At 65.1% G+C, this 16,696-nt stretch carries 17 protein-coding genes; 9 read left to right on the top strand and 8 right to left on the bottom strand.

Translation table 11 applies throughout. The features are described from left to right. The first annotated feature begins 64 nt into the window (after window positions 1-64). Genes macA through AC1DT6_RS38305 form a run of 3 tightly spaced genes read left to right on the top strand, consistent with a single transcriptional unit; the run spans window position 65 to window position 4,612 of the window. Window positions 65-1,198 (top strand): macrolide transporter subunit MacA, encoded by a 1,134-nt coding sequence (macA, locus tag AC1DT6_RS38315; RefSeq protein ID WP_441636532.1) that lies wholly within the window; start codon window positions 65-67, stop codon window positions 1,196-1,198. Continuing rightward, window positions 1,195-3,192 (top strand): MacB family efflux pump subunit, encoded by a 1,998-nt coding sequence (locus tag AC1DT6_RS38310; RefSeq protein WP_477112011.1) that lies wholly within the window; start codon window positions 1,195-1,197, stop codon window positions 3,190-3,192. The genes macA and AC1DT6_RS38310 overlap by 4 nt, the downstream gene beginning before the upstream one ends. Continuing rightward, entirely contained in the window at window positions 3,185-4,612 is a 1,428-nt protein-coding gene (locus AC1DT6_RS38305) for an efflux transporter outer membrane subunit (protein ID WP_441636357.1), read from the top strand. The genes AC1DT6_RS38310 and AC1DT6_RS38305 overlap by 8 nt, the downstream gene beginning before the upstream one ends. A gap of 40 nt (window positions 4,613-4,652) precedes the next feature. On the opposite strand, the gene AC1DT6_RS38300 is transcribed toward AC1DT6_RS38305, so the two are convergent. Beyond that, a complete protein-coding gene (locus AC1DT6_RS38300; RefSeq protein ID WP_441636355.1) occupies window positions 4,653-5,282 on the bottom strand; it encodes a sterol desaturase family protein in 630 nt (209 codons plus the stop codon). A gap of 92 nt (window positions 5,283-5,374) precedes the next feature. Next, window positions 5,375-6,082: a YebB family permuted papain-like enzyme gene (locus AC1DT6_RS38295; protein ID WP_441636353.1), complete on the bottom strand. Its 708-nt coding sequence runs from the start codon at window positions 6,080-6,082 to the stop codon at window positions 5,375-5,377. Window positions 6,083-6,198: 116 nt separating this feature from the next. On the opposite strand from AC1DT6_RS38295, the gene AC1DT6_RS38290 reads away from it, so the two are divergent. Next, window positions 6,199-6,948, top strand: coding sequence for a helix-turn-helix domain-containing protein (locus AC1DT6_RS38290; protein WP_477115482.1), 750 nt, complete (start codon window positions 6,199-6,201; stop codon window positions 6,946-6,948). A gap of 556 nt (window positions 6,949-7,504) precedes the next feature. Here AC1DT6_RS38290 and AC1DT6_RS38285 read toward each other — a convergent pair. Together AC1DT6_RS38285 and AC1DT6_RS38280 are read right to left on the bottom strand one after the other, a co-directional pair. Beyond that, complete coding sequence (locus AC1DT6_RS38285; RefSeq protein WP_441636349.1) at window positions 7,505-8,092, bottom strand: type VI secretion system amidase effector protein Tae4; 588 nt, start codon at window positions 8,090-8,092, stop codon at window positions 7,505-7,507. Next, window positions 8,085-8,666: a PAAR domain-containing protein gene (locus AC1DT6_RS38280; protein ID WP_441636347.1), complete on the bottom strand. Its 582-nt coding sequence runs from the start codon at window positions 8,664-8,666 to the stop codon at window positions 8,085-8,087. The genes AC1DT6_RS38285 and AC1DT6_RS38280 overlap by 8 nt, the downstream gene beginning before the upstream one ends. A gap of 437 nt (window positions 8,667-9,103) precedes the next feature. Between AC1DT6_RS38280 and AC1DT6_RS38275 the strand changes: the two genes are divergently transcribed. Together AC1DT6_RS38275 and AC1DT6_RS38270 are read left to right on the top strand one after the other, a co-directional pair. Beyond that, complete coding sequence (locus tag AC1DT6_RS38275; RefSeq protein WP_441636345.1) at window positions 9,104-9,823, top strand: SDR family oxidoreductase; 720 nt, start codon at window positions 9,104-9,106, stop codon at window positions 9,821-9,823. Window positions 9,824-9,934: 111 nt separating this feature from the next. After that, entirely contained in the window at window positions 9,935-10,912 is a 978-nt protein-coding gene (locus AC1DT6_RS38270; RefSeq protein ID WP_441636343.1) for an aldo/keto reductase, read from the top strand. A gap of 44 nt (window positions 10,913-10,956) precedes the next feature. On the opposite strand, the gene AC1DT6_RS38265 is transcribed toward AC1DT6_RS38270, so the two are convergent. Continuing rightward, a complete protein-coding gene (locus AC1DT6_RS38265; RefSeq protein WP_441636341.1) occupies window positions 10,957-12,321 on the bottom strand; it encodes an MFS transporter in 1,365 nt (454 codons plus the stop codon). 40 nt (window positions 12,322-12,361) lie between these two features. Here AC1DT6_RS38265 and AC1DT6_RS38260 point away from each other — a divergent pair, with 40 nt between their 5' ends. Next, the gene (locus AC1DT6_RS38260) at window positions 12,362-12,625 is read left to right on the top strand and encodes a hypothetical protein (RefSeq protein WP_441636339.1); all 264 of its coding nucleotides are present in this window, start codon (window positions 12,362-12,364) and stop codon (window positions 12,623-12,625) included. On the opposite strand, the gene AC1DT6_RS38255 is transcribed toward AC1DT6_RS38260, so the two are convergent. Beyond that, complete coding sequence (locus AC1DT6_RS38255; protein ID WP_035859727.1) at window positions 12,595-12,948, bottom strand: VOC family protein; 354 nt, start codon at window positions 12,946-12,948, stop codon at window positions 12,595-12,597. The genes AC1DT6_RS38260 and AC1DT6_RS38255 overlap by 31 nt on opposite strands. 83 nt (window positions 12,949-13,031) lie before the next feature. Further along, a complete protein-coding gene (locus AC1DT6_RS38250; RefSeq protein ID WP_441636337.1) occupies window positions 13,032-13,817 on the bottom strand; it encodes a helix-turn-helix domain-containing protein in 786 nt (261 codons plus the stop codon). 106 nt (window positions 13,818-13,923) lie between these two features. Between AC1DT6_RS38250 and AC1DT6_RS38245 the strand changes: the two genes are divergently transcribed. Both AC1DT6_RS38245 and AC1DT6_RS38240 read left to right on the top strand, forming a co-directional pair. Continuing rightward, a complete protein-coding gene (locus AC1DT6_RS38245) occupies window positions 13,924-14,685 on the top strand; it encodes a metallophosphoesterase (protein ID WP_441636335.1) in 762 nt (253 codons plus the stop codon). 300 nt (window positions 14,686-14,985) lie between these two features. Next, the gene (locus AC1DT6_RS38240; protein ID WP_441636333.1) at window positions 14,986-15,456 is read left to right on the top strand and encodes a MarR family transcriptional regulator; all 471 of its coding nucleotides are present in this window, start codon (window positions 14,986-14,988) and stop codon (window positions 15,454-15,456) included. 68 nt (window positions 15,457-15,524) lie between these two features. On the opposite strand, the gene AC1DT6_RS38235 is transcribed toward AC1DT6_RS38240, so the two are convergent. After that, a complete protein-coding gene (locus AC1DT6_RS38235; protein WP_441636331.1) occupies window positions 15,525-16,442 on the bottom strand; it encodes a LysR family transcriptional regulator in 918 nt (305 codons plus the stop codon). Window positions 16,443-16,696 lie beyond the last annotated feature (254 nt).

Raw genomic sequence — 16,696 nt, 5'->3', positions numbered from 1 at the left:
ACAGACATGGCCGCGTCTGGCATCGAGAATGCGAGCCTGCCATTCCATCACGCACTCCAACCAGATGTCTAAAGAACCAGGACGTCTCCGGCGCCCCGTCATCGCCGCGCTGACCGCACTATCCGCCTTGGCCGCGCTGGCCTTCTGGCACCTGACGCCGGCCACGCAGCCCGAGTACATCACGGCGCTCGTGACCCGCGGCGACCTGGAGGTCTCCGTGCTGGCCAATGGCGTGCTGCAACCTGTGCGCCAGGTCGAGGTCGGCGCACAGGTCAACGGCCAGCTGAAATCGCTGAAGGTCAAGCTGGGGGACAAGGTCACGCGCGGCCAGCTCCTGGCGCAGATCGATCCCGTGCTGCTGGAGAACGCCCAGCGCCAGGCCGTCGCGGCACTGGCCAGCGGCAAGGCGCGGCGGGAGGCCAAGCTGTCGCGCTTGCGGCAAGCCCGCCTGCACTGGCAACGCCAGCGCGGCCTGCAGGCGCAGGAGGCGGCATCGCACCAGGAGCTTGAGATCGCCGAAGCCGACCTGCGCGCGCTGCAGGCCGAGCTGACCGCGCTGGATGCCGACATCGCCCAGCTGGACATCAAGGCCGAGTCGGCGCGGATCGATCTTGGCTATACCCGCATCGTCGCGCCGATGGATGGCGAGGTGGTGGCGCTCAATACGCTGGAGGGCCAGACCGTGGTGGCGTCCTACCAGGTGCCGACCATCCTCAAACTGGCGGACCTGGGCGCCATGACCGTCAAGGCGCAGGTGTCCGAAGCCGACGTGATCCGCATCGGCGACGGGCAGGCGGTCTACTTCACCATCCTGGGCGAGCCGGACCGGCGCTATCATGCGCGGCTGCAGGCCATCCAGCCCTCGCCGGAGAAGATCAATAACGCCGTGTTCTTCAACGCGCTGTTCGACGTGCCGAACCCCGAGCACAAGCTGCGCATCGACATGACGGCCCAGGTCGCGATCATGCTGGGCGAGGCCAGGAACACCCTGCTGGTCCCGCTGGCGGCGCTGGGCACGCGCGACAAGGATGGCACGGCTGCGGTACGGGTGCTGCGCGCAGGCCAGCACGTGGAGAGCGTGCAAGTGCGCACCGGCCTCGCCAACAACGTGCACGCCCAGGTGCTCTCCGGCCTGGTGGAAGGCGATCGCGTCATCACGGGCGATGCCAGCGCCATGGCCGGCAAGGGGGAGCCATGACACAGGCGCCCCTCCTGCTGCTGCAACACGTGGAGCGCAGCTACCGCGCCGGCGACCAGGACATCCCGGTCCTGCGCCAGATCAGCCTGGCCATCTGCGCGGGCGAGATGGTGGCCATCGTCGGCGCTTCCGGCTCGGGCAAGTCCACGCTGATGCATATCCTGGGCTGCCTGGACCAGGCCAGCGCCGGCCGCTACCTGGTAGCCGGGCAGGATGTCGCCGTGCTGGACGACGATGCGCTGGCGCGCCTGCGCCGGGAGCGCTTCGGCTTCATCTTCCAGCGCTACCACCTGCTGGCCCGGCTATCCGCGGCGGAGAACGTGGAAGTGCCTGCCATCTACGCCGCCACCGACCGCGCCGCCCGCCGTGCCCGCGCGCTCCGGCTGCTGGCCCGGCTCGGCCTCGGCGACCGCGCCGGCCATCGCCCCGCCCAGCTCTCCGGCGGACAGCAGCAGCGCGCGAGCATCGCCCGCGCGCTGATGAACGGCGGCCAGGTCATCCTGGCGGATGAGCCCACCGGCGCGCTGGACAGCCACAGCGGGCAGGAAGTCCTGGCGATCCTGCGCGAGCTGCATGCGCTCGGCCACACGGTCATCATCGTGACGCACGACATGGGGCTCGCGCGCAACGCCGGGCGCATCATCGAGATTGCCGACGGCCGTATCGTGGCCGACCGCGCCAACCGGCCGGCACCCTTCCCTGCCACCGGACAGGTGAACGCCCCCCGGCCGCCGGCCGCGGAGCCGGTGGCCAATGGCAGCGAAGGCGATGCTCCACCGTGGCGCACACGCGCGTGGCATGGATTCACCGAGGCGTTCGCCATGGCCTGGGGCGCGCTGCTCGCGCATCGCATGCGTACTGCGCTGACCATGCTGGGCATCATCATTGGCATCGCATCCGTGGTGTCCATCGTGGCGATCGGCGAAGGCGCCAAGCGCTATGTGATGAACGATATCCGCGCCATCGGCGCCAATACGCTGGAGATCTTCCCGGGCGCCGACTTTGGCGACGACCGCGCCGCCGGCATCCGTACCCTGGTGGAAAGCGACATCGACGCCTTGCACGCGCTGCCTTACGTGGACAGCGCCACGCCAGTCACCAGCAAGGTACAGCGGCTCAGGCACCGCAACGCCGACGTCAATGCCTCCGTGCACGGCGTGGGCGCGAGCTTCTTCCGCGTACGCGGCCTTGGCATGACGCAGGGCGCGCCCTTCCGGCCAGACGAGGTGCGGCAGCATGCGCAAGTGGTGGTGATCGACGAAAAGACGCGCCGCAAGCTATTCGGCAACGTGACGCAGGTGCTGGGCAAGATCGTGCTGGTGGGCAGCCTGCCCTGCGTGGTCATTGGCGTCGCGCGCGAGAAGAAAAGCATGTTCGACGACAACGGCAGCAGCCTCAACATCTGGCTGCCCTACACCACGGCTGGCAGCCGCTTGTTTGGCCGGGCGCATTTCGACGAAGTCTCCGTGCGCATCCGCGACGGCCAGCCCAGCGCGGCGGCGCAGCACGGCATCGAGCGCGTGCTGACGCAGCGCCACGGCAAGAAGGATTTCTTTACCTACAACATGGACAGCATCGTCAAGACCGTGGAACGTACCGGCCAGGCGCTCACCCTGTTCCTGTCGGCGGTGGCGGTGATCTCGCTGCTGGTTGGCGGCATCGGCGTCATGAACATCATGCTGGTCTCCGTGACAGAGCGCACCAGGGAGATCGGCATCCGCATGGCCGTCGGCGCACGCCAGCGCGACGTGCTGCTTCAGTTCCTGACCGAAGCCGTGCTGGTCTGCATGCTGGGCGGTGCGATCGGTACCTTGCTGGCCTATCTGATCGGGCTGGTGCTGGCGCTGCTGATGCCGCAGTGGCAGATGGTGTTCTCCGCAAGCGCGGTGGCTGGCGCTTTCGTGTGCTCGTCGCTGATCGGCGTGGTCTTCGGCTATATGCCGGCGCGCAATGCCGCGCGCCTGCAGCCGATCGAGGCGCTTGGCCATGAATAGCCGCCCGCGCAAGCTGCCGGCGAGGCGTCCTTTCTCGCTGTCGATGCTGCTGTCGATCATCGCGCTTGCCCTCGGTGGGTGCGCCGAGTTGCGCCCGCCTGTTGAAAACCCCGCGCTGGAAGTACCCTGGCAGTGGCAGCATGCGCCACGGCATTTGCTTGCCGCGCCTGCCGCCGGTGCCCTGGGGCCGGACGCGTGGTGGCAGTCCTTCGGCGACCCGCAGCTCAACGCGCTGGTGGCGTCGGCACTGGAAACCAACAACGATCTCGCCATTGCCGCGCTGCGGCTAGAGCGGGCCCGCTTGCTCGCGGGACTCGCCGGCACCAGCCGCCTGCCCGAGGTTGCGGCGGAGGGCCGGGCTACGCGCCAATGGGGGCTGGACGGCGGCGGGCGGCGCGACCAGTCGGCCATCAATGCCACCGTCAGTTACGAAATCGACCTGTGGGGGCGGCTGGCCAGCCTGCGCGGCGCCGCGGACTGGGAGGCTCGGGCCAGCGCAGCCGAACTCGAAGGCGCGTCGATCACTCTGGCCGCCACCACGGCCACGCTGTACTGGCGTGCGGGGCTGCTGAACCAGTTGATCGATATCTCGGACCAGAGCCTCGCGGACGCGCGGCGCACGCTGGAACTCATCGAGGCGCGCTACCGTGCCGGCGCGGTCTCCGGGCTCGACCTGGCGCAGGCCGAGCAGCAACTGGCCGCGCTGCTCGCCGAACGCACCAAACTGGACCAGGAGCGCAGCGAGAACCGCCAGGCCCTGGCCATCGTGTTCAACCGTCCACCGGAGCACGGCACGGCCGAGCCGCCGGGCCTGCCCACCAATGCGCTGCCGCGCATCGCGCCCGGCATCCCGGCGGCAGTGATCGGCAGGCGCCCCGACGTGCGGCAAGCGGAATGGCGCCTGCGCGCCGCTCTTGCGGACTCTGACGCTACGCGCGCCGGCTTTTATCCCAAATTGACGCTGACCGGTCTCGTCGGCACCAGCAGCGCGGCGCTAGCCTCGTTGCTGCGAGATCCCACCGCCCTGCTCGGCGCGGGCCTGAGCCTGCCCTTCCTGCAATGGGAGAAAGCAAGGCTGACGATACAGGTCTCGCAAAACGAATACCGGGAAAAGGTGGTGCGCTATCGCCAGTCGCTGTACACGGCGTTCGCCGAAGTGGAGAACGCGCTGTCCGGCCATGCCAGCCTGGCACTACGGGATCAGCGCCTGGCTGAATCCCTGCAGGCGGCGAGCCGGGCCGAACGGCTCGCCGCGGTCCGCTACCGGGCCGGCGCCACCGCGCTCCAGCCGTGGCTCGACGCCAAGGAAACGCGGCGCACGGCCGCGATGGCGGCGGCGCGGAATCGCTTCGACAGGCTCGTCAATGTCGCCACCCTGTACAAGGCGCTGGGGGGCCCGCCGGTGGAGGGAGATGGGTGAGGCTTGCTGGGTGTGGGCCGGTGCCAGGATCATGAAGATGTCACGGACCATCTCCCTGGTGAACATCCCCAAAGCGCAGCATCTTCCCGAGTTGCTGCTCCCTGTCGTCGTCGAAGCCACAGGTCCCGTCCCACGAGCGCGGGTTCTCGTACGTACCGAAAAGCATGTCCCACCATGTGATGTCGCCATAGTTGTTCTTGTGGCGCCCGGATTCGTGGTGGATGCGGTGCATTTCGGGACGCTGGAAGATGAGCCCGACCCACTGGGGCGTCCTGCAGTTCGTGTGATAGAAGAACTCGCCCGCAGCCGTGCACAGCGTATAAACGGCACCGGCTTCGGGTGACAATCCCAGTAACGAATACACGAGCAGACTGCCGATCATTGAGTTGACGACCATTTCTCCCGGGTGCTTGTAAAAGGAAGTGATCACCTCAAGTCGTTGCGGGCTGTGATGAATCTGGTGAAAGCCGCGCCAGAGCAGATCGTGCTCGTGCCGCCAGCGGTGCCACCAGTAAAACACGAAGGTCGCGATGAAATAAGCCACCAGGCCGCCGGCCACCGGCGACATATGCTTCGATAGATGAAAGACAGCCCGCGATGAAAGCCACTTCTCCCATGTCAAGCCCGCCGCGATCACAACGCACAGTTGGACGCCGTTGAGCGCTAGCACGCGAACGGGTCATGTCCGCACGCGTGGCAGTGTCCAGCCGATATGCAAGCGCTCCAGCACGAAACAAAAGGCAAACAACGAAAATACAATGATCAGCATGACGGTGTCCCCCGCTTTGCCGCCGGCTGCCGTGTTCTTACGGCATCCCTCTGCGTATCGAAGACAATGTGCATGAGCGGGCTTCGAAGCAAGCTCGCCGGCGTGACGGTGCACCGTTGCCACGGGATACGGCCGAGGTACCAGAGACGCCAGAATGCGAGCCTCGGATGCGAATTGTGACGCAGTAGCATTGCGAACGTCTCTACCTCGCCAATCTCAATATCCGTCGCTTCCCGGATGACTTCACGAACAAAGCGAGAACAAAACTGGCGGCGCGAATTCACGTTGAATCCGGTGTCGTAGAGGGTGCCCATCCTGCTAACAGCTGCCGCGATCAGCATGCTGCGATGCGCATCGCTGAGCGGTGTTGTGAGTCTTGCGACCGCACATCTTCCATGTTCGGAACGCTTCAGGAAAGACGTCATCGGCGTTGTCCGCGCAAGAGGAAACGTGCTCTCCGCAATTAATGGATCATCGCAGCGGTTGTCAACAATGATCCCAACGTGATTCGTCCATGAGTTCGTCGCGCTCGCCACTTCCAGGAAAGGTCGTGCAGTCACACGGATGAAAATCAGGTCTCCAATCTGAAGAGCGCCCGCCGGAGGTCCACCCGGCAGTTCAGACGTGCACGGCGTGGGGGGCGAACCCGCGCGCATGCCAACCATACGGATAGTCCTGATCATCCTGGCGCCTATGGTCATACTGGCCTCCTTGCTTTTCCAATGGCGCGCAGTATGCGAGGAGGTCGCGAATTTCGCACCTTCTTTTCCAGAAAGTGCTTACAATGATACTTTTGGTATCGTATATCAATACTTTCATGACCGAGGTTACTCAGCTCATTGCGACCATCAAGCAGCGCCTCAAAGCTGCGGGAATGACTTATCGCGACGTTGCGCAAGCGCTTGGCCTATCGGAACCTAGCGTGAAGCGCCTGCTGGCTGGCGGACGCCTGACGGTCGAGCGACTCGCCCAGTTCWGCGATCTGCTCGGTCTAACGATGGCGGAATTGCTGCAAGAAGCAGAGTTGTCACTGCCGCGCCTGCATCAGCTTACGCGTGAACAGGAAGCGCAACTCGTATCGGATGAGAAGTTGTTGCTGGTGGCCGTGTGTGCGCTGAATCACTGGTCGCTGGAAGACATGATGTCGGCCTATCGCCTGTCGATAACCGAGTGCATCAAGAACCTGCTCGTGCTGGACCGGATGGGCCTGGCGCATCTGAAACCGGGAAACCGGATACGTCTGCTCGTCGCGCGGGACTTCGATTGGTTGCCGGACGGCCCTATCCGGCAATTCTTTTTGCAGCAGGGCTTACCCGATTTCATGGATAGCGGATTCGACGGGCCTGACGAGACCATGAACTTCGCTCACGGCATGTTGACGAAGTCCGCATACTCCCATTTGCGGGTCGAACTGGACAGGATGCGCAGCAAGCTGGCAGCGCTGCACAACGAATCCGCGGCCGCCCCTCTGACTGAGAAACGCGGAACCGCGCTGCTGCTAGCAATGCGTGTATGGGAACCGGATGCGTTCAGAGCGCTTAAGCGGATTCCTGAAGCGGGGGGGTAGCCGATAGGCGGAAATAACGCCGGGCGGTCCACAAACCCTGAAATCGCAGCACGGACGGGACGTCCGTTTGTCGAACTCGGCCGCCGGACCATCCCCGGAACTCACACCCTCATCCTGCCCACCGCCACCCGGTCCGCCTCGGCACTCTCACCCAGGAATTCGGCGAAGAACCAAAGCTATCCACCACCCTGCCGGCCATATTCGTCGTGGACACATTCACCATCGCCACGGCGCAGTCCACTTCGGGGGAGATTGTTGCCCCTTGCAGTTCATTTGATTGAACAAGTGGCCCAAGTAAGCGCCAAGACAATCGCGGAGACCATCGCGAGTACGCCCACGCTGGCCCGGCGTCGCCAGACCGGTGTTCGATTCGGCCTCATTGCCAACCCTACGGCGAGCGCACCCACAGCGGGCATAAGGACGGCTGTCCCGATCATGCCAAGCGCGATCCAGGTCGGACAGAGTTCGTTGCAGCGTGGAGTCCAGAAGCGCCACAACGCCATGCCGATCGCCACGCCAATGAAGGCTGATGCCGTCACCACGAATAGCCTTGCCCTCACTTCACCTCCCAAAACAGTATCTCTGTTGCCTTGCCAAGATCAGAATAACCAGGTCCGCTTTCCCATCCTAGGTTAAAGCGGAAGAAGTTGGTCGCCGCTCCCCTGATACTCCCTGACGTCATCCGGGATCCGTTCCACAGGTCGATATGACCACCGCTCTGGCCCGACTCGCCGTCCCGCGTCCAGTAGTTCTTGAACGCAACTATGCCAGTGCGCCCGTTGATTTTCTTCTGCCAGTCAGCTCCGGTGATGTTCTCCGGTGCGCCGATGCCAGCCAGGGGCTTCAGCCGCAACCATTCCGCCATCTCTGAAGCCAGAACAGCCGTGCGCTTGCCGTCCAGGCGAATCTGGCCCTTGCCACGGAATGACTTCATTTCTATCCCTACCCTATGCAGGGTCACGCTCATCCGAATCGCGCACTGATTCTTAAAGGCGGGCGGCACGTCTCCTGTCTTGGGATCGACGTATGGCGTTCCTCCCGGATAGGCCGCCCACAATTCGGCAAATGAGACAGTCCTGAGCTGCACCTCCGCTTTGGAGTCCACTTTTGTATTGGTCGGCACCTGCTTTTTTTTGTTAGGCATCTTCGTCTCCAAGATGCTTTTCCAACGCTTCATCCCCCCAATAGACCGTCAGCGAGCCGGTGGCCATCGTAGCAATGCGAGGCAGCCGTCCCTGCTCGTCCGTGTGGCCGAACAATCCGCGGCCATCTGACGTTTCCACAAAATACGGATAATCGGCAATTGGTCCGCTCGGACTCACCGCTATCACCAACTCGTCGAAATTCTCCGGAACCTGCGCTCCCGTAGCTGCGACTCCCGCAATACCTGAGCCACGCATCTCGGATGCACCATCGCGCGCGCCCATATCCTCGAACCACTTCTCGCCGGCAAGCTCTGCAACGATGCGCTGTGGGCGTGGGCACTTGCACATCACCACATCGCCGTCCAGGGCAATCTCGCCCATGAACTGCATCCGACGCGGCCCGCCCGCCTTGGCAATTGTGCCGGTGCTCTTGCAGGCTTCGCAGTAAGCCAGGCCTCCGATCAGTGCGGCCTGGTGGCCGGCATCACCAAAACTGCAGCGTCGGCTTGCATATGGCAGGATCGTCCCGCCGCGCTCCAGTGCGTCGCCAACGCAGGCAATTCTTCGCATCATGGCTGGGCCTCCCAAATGCCGGCGGTCCGCTTGTCTTTCTGCATATGCTCTCCCTCTGGGTTGTTCACGGCGGGCAGGTGCCTGCAAACATTTACGCCCAATGCACCACCGAAATCAATCAGACGAATCCGAATCTGCAATGACAATTTTCGTTATGCATGTCTTGCATGCGAATCCTAAAAAAACGCCCATGCTGCTTCTGCGTGCGGCAATGCACTTAATGAGATCGACGACATTTGGCGACTGTGCTCATGAGAAATGCTTAGTTCATTGGATCGCGGTTCGGGAATATAGTCCGTGGACCCTGGCGCCATGGCAGGGCATCTCCTTTCCGCCACTGGCGCCTCAGCAAACCGCCGAGAATGCACTCACCGATGAACGCACTGCCAGACCCTGCACATCAAGCCGATTATCAAACCCGGCAGAAATCCACCGGGATGTCCGGCAAGACCGCAGTCATCATCGGCGGCACCTCCGGCATCGGCCGCGCCGTGGCGAACCGCGTTATCGCGGCCGGCGGCGCGGTAATCCTCGGCGGCCGCTCGCGAGAGACGCTCGACGCGGAGCTGGCCCGCATCGCCGCGGCCGGCGGCACCGCCTCCGGCCATGTGGTCGACATGGCCGCGCAGGAATCGGTAGCCGCGTTCTTCGCCAGGATTCCCCGCCTCGACTACCTGTTCGCGCCCGGCGCGGCCTACCAGGTTGCCTCCATCCACAGCGATGACCACGACGCGGTGGAAAGCCCCTTTCGCAGCAAGTTCTGGGGCCAGTACCACGCCGTGCACGAAGCCGTGCCCAAGATCTCGCCGGACGGCGCCATCGTACTGATGTCCGGCGCCGCGGGCGCGCGACCTATCAAGGGTGCCTCGGCGTACGCGGCTTGCAATGCCGCCATCGAAGGCCTCGGGCGGGCCCTTGCGCTGGATCTGGCGCCGGTGCGGGTCAATACCGTTTCGCCGGGGACCATCGACAGCGACCTGTGGCAGCGCCGCCCTGCCGAGTTGCGCGCGCACGCCTTCGACAGCTACAGCCGCAGCACCGCGCTTTGCCGGGTCGGCGGCGTGGACGAAGTGGCCGACGCAGTGCTGTTCCTGTTCGGCAATGGCTATACGACGGGAACGACCCTGTTCGTCGACGGCGGCTACGTGTTGCCCTGACCGCTGCCGCGCGTGGCGCCGTCGTCCTCGCCGGAATTCGCATACCATGCCGGAGTGCGCCGAAGGCCCGCTGCCGGCGGCCGGTATCAATGACATCGGAGGAGAGACGAGATGGACTATGTGAGCTTTGGCTCGACGGGACTGAAGGTATCGCGGCTGTGCCTGGGTTGCATGACCTATGGCGTGCCGGAGCGCGGCAACCACCCCTGGACGCTTGGCGAGGAAGCCAGCCGCCCGTTGATCCGGCAGGCGCTGGAAGCCGGCATCAATTTCTTCGATACGGCCAACGTGTATTCCGACGGCACCTCGGAGGAAATCGTCGGCCGTGCGCTGAAGGATTTCTCCAGCCGCGACGACGTGGTGATCGCCACCAAGGTGCATGGCCGCATGCGTCCCGGCCCGAACGGGGCGGGCCTGTCGCGCCGCGCCATCCTGGCCGAGATCGATAACAGCCTGCGCCGGCTGGGTACCGACTATGTCGACCTGTACCAGATCCACCGCTGGGACCCGCATACGCCCATCGAGGAAACCCTCGAAGCGCTGCATGACGTGGTCAAGGCGGGCAAGGCGCGATATATCGGCGCTTCGTCTATGTATGCCTGGCAGTTCTCCAAGGCGATCTACACCTCGCGCCTGCATGGCTGGACGCAGTTCGTCAGCATGCAGGACCATGTCAACCTGCTGAACCGGGAGGAAGAGCGCGAAATGCTGCCGCTGTGCGCCGCCGAGGGCATCGCGGTGATGCCGTGGAGCCCGCTGGCGCGCGGCCGCCTGACACGGCCGTGGCAGGCCGGCAGCGCCCGCGAGGAAAGCGACGCGTTCGGCAGGTCGCTCTATCGCCATACCGAGGAGGCGGACCGCAAGGTAGTGGAGCAGGTGCACGCCATTGCGCAGGCGCGCGGCGTGCCGCCGGCGCAGGTCGCGATGGCATGGCTGGCGCAGAAGCCGGGGATCACGTCGCCGATCCTTGGCGCGTCGAAGCCGAACCATATCGAGGATGCCGTGGCGGCGCTGTCGCTCGGGCTGACCGGCGCCGAGATCGCCGCGCTGGAAGCCCCCTATGTGCCCCACGCGCCGGTGGGCTTCTGAGCCGGCCGTCATCGTGGCCGCCCCCGGTGGCTACCGGTGGCCGGTCACTCTCCGGACGGCTGCATGGCAGCCGCGCCGGTATCGCGCGTGATCAGCCGCAAACCGCTGGCAATGCTGGCCACGCCGGCGAAGCCAGCGCCAATCCCGAGCGCCAGCGTGGGCCCGTGGCGGCCCGCGATGCCGAAGCTCAGCGCTACCAGCGCCGCGCCGGTGGCCTGGCCAAGCAGGCGCGCGGTCGCGATCACGCCACTGGCGCCGCCGCTGCGCGAGCGCGGCGCGCTCGACATCAGCGCGTTGAGGTTAGGCGACTGGAAGAAGCCAAAGCCCGCGCCGCAGATGGCCATGCGGATGCCGATATCCAGCGCACTGGGATGCGCCGGCAGCAAGGCCAGCGACGCCATGCCCATGCACATGACGGCCAGCCCGACGCCGCCAAGCAAACCCGGCGGATAACGGTCCGACAGCCGGCCCGCCAGCGGCGCCATCAGCGCGACAACCGCTGACCACGGCGTCATCAGGAAGCCGGTCTCGATCGGGCTGCGCCCGAGCACGCTCTCGAAATAGAACGGCAGCGATACAAAGGCCAACCCCTGCGCCGCGAACGAGAAGATCGCGGTCATGGTCGACAGTGCAAACATGGGGCGCTTGAGCAGGTCGATCGGCAGCATTGGCGCGGGATGGCCGCGCTCGCGGCGCAGCAGCAGCACGAACGCCACGAGGAACAGGGCCACCGCCGCCAGCGACTGATGCAGTGGCGCGCGCTGCGCGCCCTCCCCCAGTGCAAAGATCAGCGAGGCGAACATGACCACGTTCAGCCCCGCCGCGACGCGGTCGAAACGATGCGCGCCGCGCACCGTCTGCGGCAGCGCGGGCCATGCGATATAGAGCGCCAGCAGGCCGATAGGCAGGTTCACGGCGAACAGCCAGGGCCAGGGTCCGAGCGAAAGGATGATCGACGCCACCGTCGGCCCGACCGCGAACGATACGCCAACCACCAGCGCATTCAGCCCGACCCCTCGCCCCAGCCGGTGTGGCGGAAAGATCGCGCTGATCAGCGCGGCGTTCACGCTCATGATGGCGCTCGCGCCGACGCCCTGCAGCAGCCGGGCGGCGGCCAGCGTCGGCAGCGACCAGGACAGCGCGCAGACCACCGAAGCGGCGATAAACAGGATCAGCCCGCCAAGGTACACACGCCGGTGCCCGACGATGCCACCGAGCGCGGCGAAGGGCAGCAGCGTGGCCACCATGGCAAGCTGGTAGGCATTGATGACCCACACGGATGCCGCGGGCGTCGCGTGCAGGTCGGCCGCGATGGCCGGAAGTGCTGTGTTGGCGATCGCCGTATCGAGCGTGGCGAGGGAGACTGCCACCAGGATGGCAGCCATGCCGCGGCGTTCGAGCGGCGTCATGGCCACATCCGCGGCACGGGCTGGGGGATTGGAATCCGCAATGTTCGACACTGTCTTCACCGGTTACCGCCGCGGCCGGACCGCGCCGATGCGCCACCGCCCTGCCGCTACAAGCTACTCGCTATTGTCTGATACATGGAGCATGGTTAATGCGCGCGAAATGGGGGAAAACGGCAAAAAACGGCGAAAACCATGGCAAGCCAACACAATACGGGAAAACGCGAACATCTGCTGGCGGCGCGCCCGCCGCCAGCTTTCAAGTGCCGGCCAAGCCTATGCCGCGGACCACACCGCCAGTTCGTAGCCGTCCGGGTCCCGGAAGTGGAAACGCCGGCCGCCCGGGAACGAGAACACCGGCCTGACCACGGTGGCGCCGGCAGCTTCCACGCGGCGCTGGGTCTCGGCCAGGTCGTCGGCATAGAGGATCACAAGCGGTCCGCCGGGGCGGACCTCTTCGCCGGTGGTGAAGCCGCCGGTCAGCCGGCCATCGCTGAATTCGCAATAGGTAGGGCCGTAGTCGGTGAAGGTCCAGCCAAAGACCCCGCCGTAGAACGCCTTGGAACGGGCGATGTCGCTGACGTTGAATTCGATATTGTCGATCTGACGGTCCTGGCCTCTGGTTCCCATGGCGACTCCTTGATGTCGGATGTTGGATTGATGGGCGCCATGATCGCCCAGGCACAGCCAAAAAGCTTGAATAAAACGGCCACTCAAACCCGCAGCTGGCGCAACAGGGCCGTCGCGGTCATGCCGCACAGCGACTGGATCTCCCGGCTCAGGTGCGCTTGATCGGCATAGCCCGCGTCCGCGGCCAATGCGGCCAGGCCGCCATCCGCCGATACTCGCGCCAGCGTCAGCGCGTGCTGGAACCGCAGGATCCGCTCAAGGGTCTTTGCGCCATAGCCGAAATGCTCGATGCTGCGGCGCCTGAGCGTGCGTTCGCTGAGGCCCAGCCGGCGCGACAGCTGGGGCATGGTCTCGCCCGCCGTGCCGGCATTGGCCTGCACCAGGGAAAAGATGGCTGCCGCCTCGCGGCTCGGGGTGGCGACACGCGGCGCCAGATTCGCCAGCTGGCTCTGGAATACCTCGGCACGTTGCGTGCCGGCCTCGGCCATCCGCCCGGCAAATTCAAGCGCGCGCCGGCCCCACAGGTCGGCAAGGTCGACCTCGCAACCGACAATGTCCGACAGGGCCAGGCCCAGCCAGTGCGGCGCGGCGCCAGGCTGGAAGCGCGCGCCCAGCACCGTCGCGCCCGGCGCCAGGTCTGGCCTGGCCGCCGTGATGTCCGGCCCGACGACAAGCAGCCGGCCGTCGCGCCAGAGCAGATCCACGCAGCCGTCCGGCACCACGGCGACCGCCCCGGCGTGACCGGCCGGCAAGGCGCTGGCCCATACGCACTGGAAATGCGCCTGCAGTTCCGGCCGGGGCGTGGCTTCGCAATACCGGCCAACGGTGCCGGCCAGCGCGGGCACCTCTCGCGAATCGCTTGCTTGCATTACTCTCTGTCCGGGAGAACTTACGGATTGCAGGCAATGCCCGCCAATAGTCGAATGCTGGAATAGTGGATTAGCGGCATTATCCCATTCTGCAAAGGAGAGACTTATGAAGATAGGATTGGTTTCGGACCTGCATCTTTCGGTTTATCCGATGGACTTTCCGAACCCCGATGTGGACGTGATGATACTGGCCGGCGATATCTGGCGGCCCAGGGAAGCCATGGCGTGGGCCGCCGCCGCGCGCCTGCCGACGCTGTATGTGGCGGGCAACCATGAGTTCTACGGCAGCGACCTGGCGACCACCATGGACGCCCTGCGCGCAGGCGCGGCCGGAACGAGCGTGCAGGTGCTGGAACGTACCGAATGGCACTACCGTGGCGTGCGCTTCCTGGGCTGTACGTTGTGGTCCGACTACCGCCTGTTCGCCTCGGCGCAGCAGCGCGAGGATGGCCTGCGCGACGCCCAGTCCCTGATGCGGGACTTCTCCCGAATCCGCGTGGCGCCGGATTTCGAGGAGCGCTTCACGCCCGCCACGTCGCAAGCCCTCTTCAGGGATTCGGTAGCCTGGCTGGACGAGCGGTTCCAGGCCGGCCACGACGGCAAAACGGTCGTCATCACCCACTTCGCGCCGTCGCCGCTGAGCATCAGCCCCAAGTTCGCCGGCTCGCACCTCAATGCCAGCTTCGTCTCCGACCTGAGCCGGGAGATCCAGGCCTGGCAGCCGGACCTCTGGGTGCACGGCCATACGCACGACAGCTTCGACTACAAGGTGGGCGCCACCCGCGTGGTGTGCAACCCCCGGGGCTATGCGCGCGAAGGCAAGCTCGAGAATCCGCGCTTCGATCCCAATCTTGTCATCGAACTGTGATAGGCCCAGGATCGGCCTGACATGGGCAACGCAGGCCGGATCGCCGCCGCGTTTGCGGCGCGGGCGCTGCGTCATCCCGCAGCCGGCAATCCACTTGGGACTTTCCCTTGGTTTGCGGCACAAAGCGCACTCTTTGACCTTCCTTCCGGAACGGGCATCTCGCGATCGGCGCCGTTGTTTGCTACTGTCTGGTCCGCAGGCAAGCAAGGCGGGCCTCGCCCGCCACATCCCTGTGCCGTCCGGGCCGGCCACGCACCGGCCCCTGGTCTGGCGGCAAGCTCGAAACAGGAGACAACATCAATGAGGCCCAGGGCTCTGGAACCGACCGAATCAGTACTTCTTGCCTTGATGGACAGCGTGCGCGAGTGGCAGCGCGTGCTGGACCAGACTCTCTCCGATGTAGGACTCGACTATTCCAAATGGATCTTGCTTCGCGCGATCCGTCAGGACGAGTTCGTTCGCCACGAGCCCCATCTTGGCCCGATGCTGATTTCCGCTCCACAGTCTGAAAACCTCCTGCACACATTGCACGCGGATCACTGGATCGAGTTCGATCCCGCCGGCCAGCCCTTTATCCCCGCGGGCGCCGTACCCAGGGTAGAGCGTGTGTGGAGCGGCATGAAAGCACTGCACTCGGTATCGGTAGCGCCGTTCAGCACCGAGGAACGCACCGCCCTCACCGCTTCCTTGAGGCGCATGAAAGCCACCTTGCACGATCACAGCCTGCGCCTTGGGCGGCAGGCGGAACAACGGGTGGAGCCGGCGCACTGATGCGTGCTTGCAGGGGCGGCAACGCCAGCCCCCGGCAAGCGGCATCGGGAGCGCTGCGACCAATGCCCCTACCTGCCGCCGTTGAATAACGGCGATGCTTCGATGCGTTCCAGCATGCCGCGCGCCGCGCTGGTCAGTGGCCGGTTGGCCCTGACGATCAGGCGCGATTGCGCGGCCTCGAAGATGGGATTGGTGGTACGCAACGCAACCAGTTCGCCTTTGGCGACTTCCTTCACCACCGAGTTCGCCGACGTGAAGGTCAGCCCGAGGCGGCACTCGACGTAACGCTTGAGCGTCAGGATCGAGTTGGCGACGAAACTCGGGGTCAGGACGATATTCTCGGAAAGCTCCGCCATCTCGATCAACTGGCGCAAACCGAAGCCCGGCGCCATCAGCGCGACCGGATAGCGCGCGACGTCCTTCAGCGCGGGCCGCTTGCGCTGGCGCGCCAGTGGGTGATCCGGCCAGGCGATGACGCACAGCGGATGCGTGCGCGAATTGACCACGCGAACGGCGGGATCCGCGGGCGGGCCGAAGACCACGCCGATATGCGCGTCGTCATGCGCCACGGCGCGCACCGCGTCGGAGGCGCCGGCCACGCGCAGTGAGACGCGGATGCCGGGATGCTGGCGGCAGAATTCGTCCACCACGCCGCTCATCAGGATATCGACGAAACCTTCGCTGGCGACAAGCTGGATGTCGCCGCGCTGCAGGCCGTTTACCTCATCCAGCCGGGTCATCAGCGCCTGCTCGCTGGCCTGGCGGTCGCGGCAATGGTCCATCACGATGGCGGCGATTTCGGTGGGGACGATGCCGCGGCCTTTGCGTTCCAGCAGGGCTACGCCGAGTTCTGTCTCCAGGAGCTGGATCTGGCGGCTGACGATGGAGGGTTCGACGCCGAGGCGTTCGGCGGCACCGCGGACGGAGCCGGTGGTGACGGCTTCGAAGAAGTATTGCAGGCGTCGGGGGCTTAGGCCGCCTTCCATTTTTTGGTTCCTTGGTTTTTGGGTGGTTGGTTTGTGGTGGATGGCTTCGAAGGCTTTGCTACAACTTCAACTTCAACTTCCAAGGCTTAAAACCTTAAAGTCAAGGGCGGTTTCACCCCCCTGCGGGGGGCGACCTACTTTCTTGTCTTGCCAAGAAAGTAGGCAAAGAAGGCGCGCCGGATGGGGCGACACCCCCTCGGGATCCGGCGAAAAGAGCGGCCGGGACCCAAACTCGCATCGCCTTAAGGCGATAC

It is taken from the genome of Cupriavidus sp. 01L45 (assembly GCF_056399885.1).
Note: the sequence above shows the minus strand (reverse complement) of the source record. Positions and strands in the feature narration are given on the sequence as shown.

What these genes read in the sequence shown, in the direction of transcription:
- AC1DT6_RS38245 (WP_441636335.1), top strand. Translation starts at nt 13,924, where the DNA reads ATGAAGATAGGATTGGTTTCGGACCTGCATCTTTCGGTTTATCCGATG.
- AC1DT6_RS38260 (WP_441636339.1), top strand. Translation starts at nt 12,362, where the DNA reads ATGTTCGACACTGTCTTCACCGGTTACCGCCGCGGCCGGACCGCGCCG.
- AC1DT6_RS38280 (WP_441636347.1), bottom strand. Translation starts at nt 8,666, where the DNA reads ATGATGCGAAGAATTGCCTGCGTTGGCGACGCACTGGAGCGCGGCGGG.
- AC1DT6_RS38310 (WP_477112011.1), top strand. Translation starts at nt 1,195, where the DNA reads ATGACACAGGCGCCCCTCCTGCTGCTGCAACACGTGGAGCGCAGCTAC.
- AC1DT6_RS38285 (WP_441636349.1), bottom strand. Translation starts at nt 8,092, where the DNA reads ATGCCTAACAAAAAAAAGCAGGTGCCGACCAATACAAAAGTGGACTCC.
- AC1DT6_RS38270 (WP_441636343.1), top strand. Translation starts at nt 9,935, where the DNA reads ATGGACTATGTGAGCTTTGGCTCGACGGGACTGAAGGTATCGCGGCTG.
- AC1DT6_RS38265 (WP_441636341.1), bottom strand. Translation starts at nt 12,321, where the DNA reads ATGACGCCGCTCGAACGCCGCGGCATGGCTGCCATCCTGGTGGCAGTC.
- AC1DT6_RS38250 (WP_441636337.1), bottom strand. Translation starts at nt 13,817, where the DNA reads ATGCAAGCAAGCGATTCGCGAGAGGTGCCCGCGCTGGCCGGCACCGTT.
- AC1DT6_RS38295 (WP_441636353.1), bottom strand. Translation starts at nt 6,082, where the DNA reads ATGACCATAGGCGCCAGGATGATCAGGACTATCCGTATGGTTGGCATG.
- AC1DT6_RS38255 (WP_035859727.1), bottom strand. Translation starts at nt 12,948, where the DNA reads ATGGGAACCAGAGGCCAGGACCGTCAGATCGACAATATCGAATTCAAC.
- macA (WP_441636532.1), top strand. Translation starts at nt 65, where the DNA reads ATGTCTAAAGAACCAGGACGTCTCCGGCGCCCCGTCATCGCCGCGCTG.
- AC1DT6_RS38305 (WP_441636357.1), top strand. Translation starts at nt 3,185, where the DNA reads ATGAATAGCCGCCCGCGCAAGCTGCCGGCGAGGCGTCCTTTCTCGCTG.
- AC1DT6_RS38240 (WP_441636333.1), top strand. Translation starts at nt 14,986, where the DNA reads ATGAGGCCCAGGGCTCTGGAACCGACCGAATCAGTACTTCTTGCCTTG.
- AC1DT6_RS38235 (WP_441636331.1), bottom strand. Translation starts at nt 16,442, where the DNA reads ATGGAAGGCGGCCTAAGCCCCCGACGCCTGCAATACTTCTTCGAAGCC.
- AC1DT6_RS38275 (WP_441636345.1), top strand. Translation starts at nt 9,104, where the DNA reads ATGTCCGGCAAGACCGCAGTCATCATCGGCGGCACCTCCGGCATCGGC.